Below are 6,071 nucleotides of genomic sequence, written 5' to 3'. Positions count from 1 at the left end.
ACGTTTTCAAATATTCTTTGATATGAATTCAGAGATTCTTCTTGACTCTCAAAATAAATGTCTAATACTTTATTAGTTCCAACATCAACAACAGCAACACATGTTGCAATTGTGTCGTTTTGAAAGTAGTAGTGAGTACATCCGTCAACTTCTAAAACTTGTCCAAATTTATAGTTATTAGCCGTTGCTAATCTATGTTTTTCTACTACTTTTGGTGTGTAAAATACTAAGTCTTTGCTGTACTTAATAATTTTGCTTTCTTCATTTTGTTTTCTTATTTTTTTTACTTCTTTTCTAGTTTTTCTCTTACAGTATGCACTAGCAAAACCCTGTTTTATTAATCTTTTATCTAAATTAGAATATGAAATCTTATAACCAAATTTTTCTTTTAAACAACTATGATAATTTTTCAACGTCAAAAATGAACAACTACTGTTATTGTTCTCTCCTCCTGTTATTTTCATTTCTCCTTGATAAACTTCACCCAAGTTGTATATTGTTTCATCACTATATTTTTGCGCATTCTTGTTATTTACATTTTTATGAGAAAGTATTATCTCCTTTCCGATATTTATAAAATCAAGATATTCTTTCTTATATCTTTTTATAGTAGAAACAGATTTATTAAATTGCTTTGCTATTGATAAACATGATCTTTTAGGATCTTTTGCAAAGATATCTAATATACGTTTTTTAATTTCTGCATATGACTTATTGTCTAAAATAGTAAACATTCTAACCTCCTTTACCAATTATATGTTTTGGATCCAAAACATATAATTGGTAAGGTATCATTTTGTTTGATATTCCAGATTTTTTGTTTAAAACTATTTAAAGTTATAAAAAAATCTATTATAATTAAAAAGTAACATTTTTGGCAACATGGCCAAGTGGCTAAGGCATGGGTCTGCAACACCCTGATCGTCGGTTCGAATCCGACTGTTGCCTCCAATACGAAAGACAAAATCTCTCTAAATTCTTTTTTGGATTAGAGAGATTTTTAAAAAAGTATAAAAATAAAAAAAATTTAACTTTTTATATTGTAAATTTTGTTTTGATATTCTATAATAAAAAAGTCACTTGAGAAAGTGAGAAGATAATGACATAGCAAAAACCTTTACATGCGCCCGTAGATCAATTGGATAGATCGCTTGACTACGGATCAAAAGGTTGGGGGTTCGAGTCCCTCCGGGCGCACCATTTAGAAAGCTAATTGTTATTATCGTAAAACATAATAACAATATATTTCGGGAAGTGGCTCAGCTTGGTAGAGCATTCGGTTTGGGACCGAAGGGTCGCAGGTTCGAATCCTGTCTTCCCGACCATTAAATATGGGCCCTTAGCTCAGCTGGGAGAGCACCTGCCTTGCACGCAGGGGGTCGACGGTTCGATCCCGTTAGGGTCCACCATATTTGGCGGGGTAGCTCAGTTGGTTAGAGCGTTCGGTTCATACCCGAAAGGTCGAGAGTTCAAATCTCTCCCCCGCTACCATCATTATTATGGACCTTTAGCTCAGTTGGTTAGAGCATCCGGCTCATAACCGGACGGTCATTGGTTCAAGTCCAATAAGGTCCACCATAATTGAAACATAAAAATGGTCGATTATGAGGTAAAATGGTAACACGGAAGATTACCCAAGTCCGGCTGAAGGGATCGGTCTTGAAAACCGAGAGTCGGGGAAACCCGAGCGGGGGTTCGAATCCCTCATCTTCCGCCATTTATTGAAAACAAAATAGTGTCGCGGGGTAGAGCAGTTGGCAGCTCGTCGGGCTCATAACCCGAAGGTCGCAGGTTCGAGTCCTGCCCCCGCAACCAATGGCCCCATAGCGAAGTTGGTTATCGCGCCTCCCTGTCACGGAGGAGATCACGGGTTCGAGTCCCGTTGGGGTCGCCATTATGGTTGTGTAGCTCAGTTGGTAGAGCAGCAGACTGAAGCTCTGCGTGTCGGCGGTTCAATTCCGTCCACAACCACCACTCAAGAGAATAGGATTAAAAGTAGCTTAGGCTACTTTTTATTTATTTTTTGAAAATAGATTAGATAATTAGATATCAAATGAAAGTTAGTTTTAAAACTAACTTTTTATTATAAAAAAATAGTAAAAAATTTATTAAAATTTAATTGTTATCTATTGTTTACTAGTCAATATATTATTAATTGATAAAACACAATATTATTTATATAATTATTAAAAATTATAAGAACTGAAAGGTATAAAAATATGAGAAAAAAAGTTATTTTTGGAAATTGAAAAATGAACGGGTCAAATCAAAGTGTTAAAGAATTTTTAAACAAAGTTGATAGTTTAACAACTAGCACAGGTGTTGTTGCTGGTTTAGCTGTACCATTTACTTTACTAAACACAGCAATAGAAAATGCTAAAAATGTAAAAATTGCTGCACAAAATGTGCACTTTGAAGAAAAAGGGGCATTTACAGGTGAAATTTCTATATCAATGTTAAAAGAATTAAATGTTGAGTATGTTGTTATTGGTCACTCTGAAAGAAGAGAAATGTTTGGTGAAACTGATTTAACAGTTAACAAAAAAGCTAAAGCTTTATTAGCGAATAATATGACTCCAATTATTTGTTGTGGTGAAACTTTAGAAACTAAAGAGCAAGGAAACACAATTAGTTTTGTAAATAATCAAATTTCAAAAGCTTATGAGGGTATTTCAAGTGATGATGCTATTAAAACAATTATTGCTTATGAACCAATTTGAGCAATTGGAACTGGTAAAACTGCAACTAGTGATGATGCTGAACAAGTATGTAAAGCAATAAGAGAAAACTTAGCAAGTATTTATGATCAAAATACAGCAGATCAAATTTCAATTCAATACGGTGGAAGTGTTAAATCATCAAATATAAAAGAAATTATGGAAATGCCAAATATTGATGGTGCTTTAGTTGGTGGTGCTTCATTATTATCAGATGATTATTTAGCTTTAGTAAATTACAATAAATAAAGGGAAGAAAAATATGAAAGATGTTAAATTACTAATTTTAGATATGGATGGGACTAGTTATAAAAAAATGGGTCCTATCATTAAAGAAAATGTTGAACCACTAAAAGAAGCAATTAAAAATAATGTTGAAGTTGTATTTGTTACAGGAAGACCTGTTAATTCTAAACAAAATAGTCTAGTTGAACATGGATTTACATCAAATCATTCATTTATTGCTGGATATAATGGTGCTTGTATTTATGATTTAGTAACTAATGAAATTCTAGCTTCTAATCCAATAGATTGAGCAACTGCTAAAAAAGTGTATGATTTAGCAGAAAGTGAAAGATTTAAAAAAGACGATATCAAAATTTGAGGATATTCAACCGATCTAAAAACTTCAATTTTAAATAAATGAACTAAAAATGATGTTGATTATGGATATGAAGGTAATTTATTTGAAGGTGAAATCGTGGAATTAAAAGACATTAATCAAGAACATGACTTTTTCAAATTACTAGCATTCAATGTGAATAAAGAATTTTTTGAAGTTTTACGTGATGAACTTAAATTAAATGTATCAACTAATGATTACAGAATAATTGAAATTAATAAACAAAATGTTAATAAAAAATTTGCTGTTGACTGATTTAGTGATCATTTCAACATTGGTTTAGAAAACATTGCTGCTATGGGTGATGGAATGAATGATTATGACATGATTGAGTATGTTGGAATTGGTGTGGCTTTAAAAAATTCAGTCCAAGCGATTAAAGACATAGCACAAGTTTATATTGACAAAACAAGTGAAGAAGCTGCTGTTAAAGAATTTGTAGAACAATATATTTTAAATAGAAAGAATTAAAAAATGATTACAAAAAGACCTGTATTATTAACTATTTTAGATGGTTGAGGAATAGCTGAACCAAGCGAAGGGAATGCTGTTTGAAATGGACATATGTCATTTGTTGAAGAAATGAAAAAACAATATCCTTGAGTTAAAGCTCATGCTTCAGGAGAATGAGTTGGATTACCTGAAGGACAAATGGGAAATTCAGAAGTAGGACATATTCATTTAGGTGCTGGAAGAATTAATATGGAATCTCTAGCAAAATTAAACTATGAAGTTAAATCAAATCAAATAGCAAATAATCAAGAAATAATTGATGCTTTTGAACAAGTTAAAACTAAAAATAGTGCATTACACTTAATGGGATTATTTTCAAATGGTGGAGTTCACTCTCATATGGATCATATGATCGCTATTTATAAAGCTGCAATTAATTATGGAATTACAAATATTAAATTTGATTTAATTACTGATGGACGTGATACTGCTCCTAAATTAGCTGATCAATTTGTAAAACAATTACTAGAAATTATCAAACAAAATAATAACATAGGAGAAATTAGTTCAATTAGTGGGCGTTATTATGCTATGGATCGTGATAAAAGATTTGAAAGAAGTGCTCAGGCTTATAATGCGATTGTTACTAGAAAAGATGTCGATTCATTTACAGATGTAATTAGTTATATTCAAGAACAATACAAAAATGATAAAGATGATGAAATGATTGTTCCTGCATTCAATTCTTCAGTTGTTGATGCTAATTTAACACAAGATGATGTAATGATTATGACTAACTTCCGTCCTGATCGTGCTATTCAAATTTCATCAATTATGACTAATAACAATTACATTGCTTGAAATGATGAAGCATTTAAAGATATTTACTTTATTGGAAATGATATTAGATTTGTTTCAATGATGAAATATTCTGATTCAGTAACTTCAGTTCATATTGCTTATCCACCAAAACCTTTAGAAAATACTTTAGGTCAATGAGTTTCAAAACTAGGATTAAAACAATTAAGAATAGCTGAAACTGAAAAAATTGCTCACGTAACTTTCTTTTTTGATGGTGGAAATGATTATTTCAAAAATGGATTAGCAAAACCTGAAGAAGTTAGTTTAAGAAACGCATCAATTGATTTAATAACTTCTCCTAAAGTTGCTACTTATGATTTAAAACCTGAAATGGCTGCTATTGAAATTACAGATAAATTATTAGAAGAAGTACAAAAAAATGAATTTGATTTAATTGTTTTAAACTTTGCAAATTGTGATATGGTAGGTCATACTGGAAATAATCAAGCTACTAGAGTTGCATGTAAAGTATTAGATGATCAATTAAAACGTATTCATAATGAATTTGTACTAAAACACAATGGAATTATGGTAATTACTGCTGATCACGGTAATGCTGAAGTAATGATTGATGAAAATGGTGGAGTTAATAAAAAACATACTACTTCACAAGTTCCAATTATTATTACTGATAAAAACATTAAATTAAAACAAAATGATGCTGCTATTGCTAAAGTTGCTCCAACAATTTTAGATATTATGGATTTAGAATTACCAAGTGAAATGACTTTAGAATCAATGATTGAAAAGTAATCTTTTTTACAGTATTTAATAGTATAAAAAGAAGTGTCTCCAGAGCACTTTTTTTATTTAATTACCATATTTTACTAGTATTTTTTCATGTCTTGTTTTTTGTTCATGGGTCTATTCATGTCTTGTTTTTTGTTCGTGGGTTTATTCATGTCTTGTTTTTTGTTCGTGGGTTTATTCATGTCTTGTTTTTTGTTCGTGGGTTTTTAAACAAAATGAACCTTTAAATTTTTAAGTTATAATAATCTTATCAAAGGAAATTAGAAAATTAAACTAATCCAATAAGCCTAATTTTTCTTTGAGTTCGAATGATATGCGATAACATTCATTCTTAACACCTGAGACAAGTCCTGATAGTTCATCGACTACTTCACTGGGCAATCCACTTGGGTGTTTTTTAATGCTGTTAAGAGTCTTATCTAATACAGTATGAATCCATCTCGTTTTATTTATTGTTCCTAGGGTTTTTAAATCATGTTTTCTTTCTTCATCTAATTGTTTTCTTTTTGCTATATCAGCTATTCCTCAATCATGAGATCCTTTTTCTAATATTTCAGCTTTAAAACGCATAGTTTCTGTTCTAAAGTAGAACTTCTCATCTGCACCTATAACAAATTCAATACTTTCTTTTTTGTTGAACTTATATCTCTTCCCATTTTCATCAAATG

Annotated in this window: 5 protein-coding genes and 10 tRNA genes; 13 read left to right on the top strand and 2 right to left on the bottom strand. The window is 30.8% G+C overall.

Going from position 1 to position 6,071, the window contains the following annotated elements:
* Positions 1-734, bottom strand: a 734-nt coding sequence (locus AB668_RS00410) for a winged helix-turn-helix domain-containing protein (RefSeq protein WP_152908009.1), incomplete at its 3' end; no start/stop codon positions are given.
* Positions 735-876: 142 nt separating this feature from the next.
* Here AB668_RS00410 and AB668_RS00405 point away from each other — a divergent pair.
* From AB668_RS00405 to gpmI, 13 genes are all read left to right on the top strand, one after another.
* Positions 877-951: transfer RNA gene (locus tag AB668_RS00405), tRNA-Cys, on the top strand.
* 172 nt (positions 952-1,123) lie between these two features.
* A tRNA-Arg gene (locus tag AB668_RS00400) sits at positions 1,124-1,200 on the top strand.
* A 48-nt stretch (positions 1,201-1,248) separates the two neighbouring features.
* A tRNA-Pro gene (locus AB668_RS00395) sits at positions 1,249-1,325 on the top strand.
* Between the two features lie 8 nt (positions 1,326-1,333).
* A tRNA-Ala gene (locus tag AB668_RS00390) sits at positions 1,334-1,409 on the top strand.
* A gap of 5 nt (positions 1,410-1,414) precedes the next feature.
* Positions 1,415-1,491 (top strand) — tRNA-Met (locus AB668_RS00385).
* 10 nt (positions 1,492-1,501) lie between these two features.
* Positions 1,502-1,578, top strand: a tRNA-Ile gene (locus tag AB668_RS00380).
* A 46-nt stretch (positions 1,579-1,624) separates the two neighbouring features.
* Positions 1,625-1,717, top strand: a tRNA-Ser gene (locus tag AB668_RS00375).
* A gap of 22 nt (positions 1,718-1,739) precedes the next feature.
* Positions 1,740-1,815, top strand: a tRNA-Met gene (locus AB668_RS00370).
* A gap of 2 nt (positions 1,816-1,817) precedes the next feature.
* Positions 1,818-1,894 (top strand) — tRNA-Asp (locus AB668_RS00365).
* Between the two features lie 4 nt (positions 1,895-1,898).
* Positions 1,899-1,974: transfer RNA gene (locus tag AB668_RS00360), tRNA-Phe, on the top strand.
* A gap of 245 nt (positions 1,975-2,219) precedes the next feature.
* Positions 2,220-2,966 (top strand): triose-phosphate isomerase, encoded by a 747-nt coding sequence (gene tpiA, locus AB668_RS00355; protein WP_050517147.1) that lies wholly within the window; start codon positions 2,220-2,222, stop codon positions 2,964-2,966.
* A 13-nt stretch (positions 2,967-2,979) separates the two neighbouring features.
* Entirely contained in the window at positions 2,980-3,810 is an 831-nt protein-coding gene (locus AB668_RS00350) for an HAD-IIB family hydrolase (protein ID WP_050517146.1), read from the top strand.
* 3 nt (positions 3,811-3,813) lie between these two features.
* Positions 3,814-5,406, top strand: a complete 1,593-nt coding sequence (gene gpmI / locus AB668_RS00345; protein ID WP_050517145.1) for a 2,3-bisphosphoglycerate-independent phosphoglycerate mutase — start codon at positions 3,814-3,816, stop codon at positions 5,404-5,406.
* Positions 5,407-5,676: 270 nt separating this feature from the next.
* Here the strand turns inward: gpmI and AB668_RS05630 are convergent.
* On the bottom strand, positions 5,677-6,071 hold a 395-nt coding region (locus AB668_RS05630), incomplete at its 5' end, for a hypothetical protein (RefSeq protein WP_160314997.1).

The organism is Mycoplasma sp. HU2014 (genome assembly GCF_001199495.1).
Classification (GTDB): domain Bacteria; phylum Bacillota_I; class Bacilli_A; order Mycoplasmatales; family Mycoplasmataceae; genus Mycoplasma.
This window is presented reverse-complemented; position numbering and strand designations above follow the sequence as displayed.